Here is a 2,296-nt window from a genome sequence, read left to right on the forward strand (position 1 = left end):
TCGCCTACCGTGAAGAGTTTCGGGCGCCGGGAGGCGTACGAAAGTCTCCGAGGCACGAACCCGCGGGCCCCGATTACCGATCTATGGGTGTTTCGCTTTTTGGCGCTTCGGAACGGGCGACGAGTTGCGCTACGAGCCCCATCAACCGGCCGGCAATGGGCCGATTTCGCCGGCGGATCGACGGGGGGATAACCGTTCGATCACATGATCCAATCGGCACGGGAGCTCGGTTCTGGCCGATAAGCGCAAGGCAAGCCGGCGGCCGAAGCGAGGTTGCTGCGACCCGTGAGCGGGTTGATCCATGCCGGGTCATGCGACGCGCTCCCGGATTGGCGGGTTGGGCCTGGGCGGCGCGCGGGGCTGGCTCCAGCGTGGGAAGGTTTCGATAACGATCATGCGCCCCCCACAGCACGGGCATGGTGCACAAGTGTCGGGCTCGGCTTCGGGCTCTGGCGCCTCAGCCTCTGGCGTGACGGCAAGCAGGCGGCGGGCGAGCGCGAGATTGTCGTGGCGCGCGGCGCTGGCGAGCAGGCCGTAATGGCGGATGCGATGGAACCCGCGCGGCAGGACGTGAAGCAGGAAGCGGCGGATGAACTCGTTGGCGCTCAGGGTCATGACGCGCTGGCGATCGGGCCCATCGCGGCGATAGTCCTTGTATCGGAAGGCCACGCCCGTCTCGTCGAAGCGGAGCAGACGCGGGTTCGAGATGGCAACGCGGTGCGTGTAGCGCGACAGGTAGGCGAGCACGGCCTGCGGGCCGGCAAATGGTGGCTTGGCGTAAACGACCCAGCGCTTGCCTCGCGCGGGTCTGAGATGGCGCTGGAAGGCAGAGCGGTCCGAGAGATGGGCGATGGAGCCGAAGAAGGCGAGTTTGCCGGCATCCTGCAGCGCGTTCAGCCGGGTGAGGAACAGGCGCCGGAACAGTTTGCCCAGTACGCGCACAGGCAGAAGGAACGCCGGACGCGAGGATATCCAGCGACTTGCATCGGGCGCGATGCCGCCGCCCGGCACGATCATGTGGACATGCGGATGGTGGGTCATCGCCGATCCCCAGGTGTGCAGCACCGCGGTGATGCCGATTCGGGCGCCGAGATGCCGGGGATCGGCGGCGATGGTCAGCATCGTCTGCGCGGCCGCCTTGAACAAGAGGTCGTAGACTAGCGCCTTGTTCTGCCACGCGATGTCGGCGACCTCAGCGGGCAGCGTGAAGACGACGTGGAAGTAGCCAACCGGGAGCAGGTCTGCCTCGCGCTCCTCGAGCCAGGCGCGCGCCGCCGCCCCCTGGCACTTCGGGCAGTGCCGGTTGCGGCAGGAGTTGTAGGCGATCCGCCAATGACCGCAGTCCTGGCAGGCTTCGATGTGCCCGCCGAGGGCTGCGGTGCGACAGCTCTCGATTGCCGCCATGACCTTGAGCTGGGCCAGGCTCAGGTGCCCAGCATGGGATGTTCTGTAGGCGGGCCCGGCGCTGCGGAAGATATCGGCGACCTCGAGTGAGGTGCGCAAGGTGTTCAGCCGTCGGGCGCCACCGGCGCAGGAGCGACGATCCCGAGCTTGTCCAGCGGGCTGACCACAGCATGGACGGTGCGCGTCGCCACCTTGGTGTAGAAGGCGGTGTTCTCGAGCTTGGCATGACCGAGCAAGGTCTGGATGATCCGGATATCGATCCCGTCCTCCAGCAGATGCGTGGCAAAGCTGTGCCGCAGCGTATGTGGGCTCACATGCTTGGCGATCCCGGCGGACTGGGCGGCCTCGACGACAACGCGGTGAAGTTGCTTGGTGCTGATCGGCTTGAGGGGATGCTGACCGGGGAACAGCCATCCGTCGCGGTGCAGCACGCCTTCGCGATGGCCCATCTTCCACCATTCGCGCAGCAGAGCGAGCAGGTCGTTGGAGAGCATGGCGTTACGGTATCGGCCGCCCTTGCCGCGTTCGACCCGCAGCAGCATGCGCTCGCTGTCGACGTCGCCCACCTTGAGCATCGACACCTCGGCGACGCGCAGGCCCGCGCCATAGGCAACCGCCAGGGCGGCATGGTGCTTGAGGCAGGTCGTCGCCTGCAGCAGGCGCGCCACTTCCTCGCGGCTGAGCACGATCGGCAACTTGCGCACCTGCTTCTCGCGGTAAAGCCGGCGCGAGAGATCCGGCCGATCCAACGTCTGCGTGAAGAAGAAGCGCAGCGCGGAAACGATGCTGTTCATCGTCGGGGGCGCCATCCCTTCTTCGCGTTGTTCGACCTGGAAACGGCGCAGATCTTCCGCCGTGGCCTTGTCGGGAGGGCGCCCCAGCCAGGCGGAGA

The 2,296-nt window shown here is 66.7% G+C and carries 2 protein-coding genes; both read right to left on the bottom strand.

Annotated elements, in window-relative coordinates; all coding sequences use genetic code 11:
• Positions 1-309: 309 nt before the first annotated feature.
• On the bottom strand, positions 310-1,503 hold the full coding sequence (locus tag OKA11_RS24230; protein ID WP_267225163.1) for an IS91 family transposase: 1,194 nt from the start codon (positions 1,501-1,503) through the stop codon (positions 310-312).
• Positions 1,504-1,508: 5 nt separating this feature from the next.
• On the bottom strand, positions 1,509-2,296 hold a 788-nt coding region (locus tag OKA11_RS24235; RefSeq protein WP_267225165.1), incomplete at its 5' end, for a tyrosine-type recombinase/integrase.

Source organism: Novosphingobium clariflavum, from assembly GCF_026420865.1.
Lineage (GTDB): Bacteria > Pseudomonadota > Alphaproteobacteria > Sphingomonadales > Sphingomonadaceae > Novosphingobium > Novosphingobium clariflavum.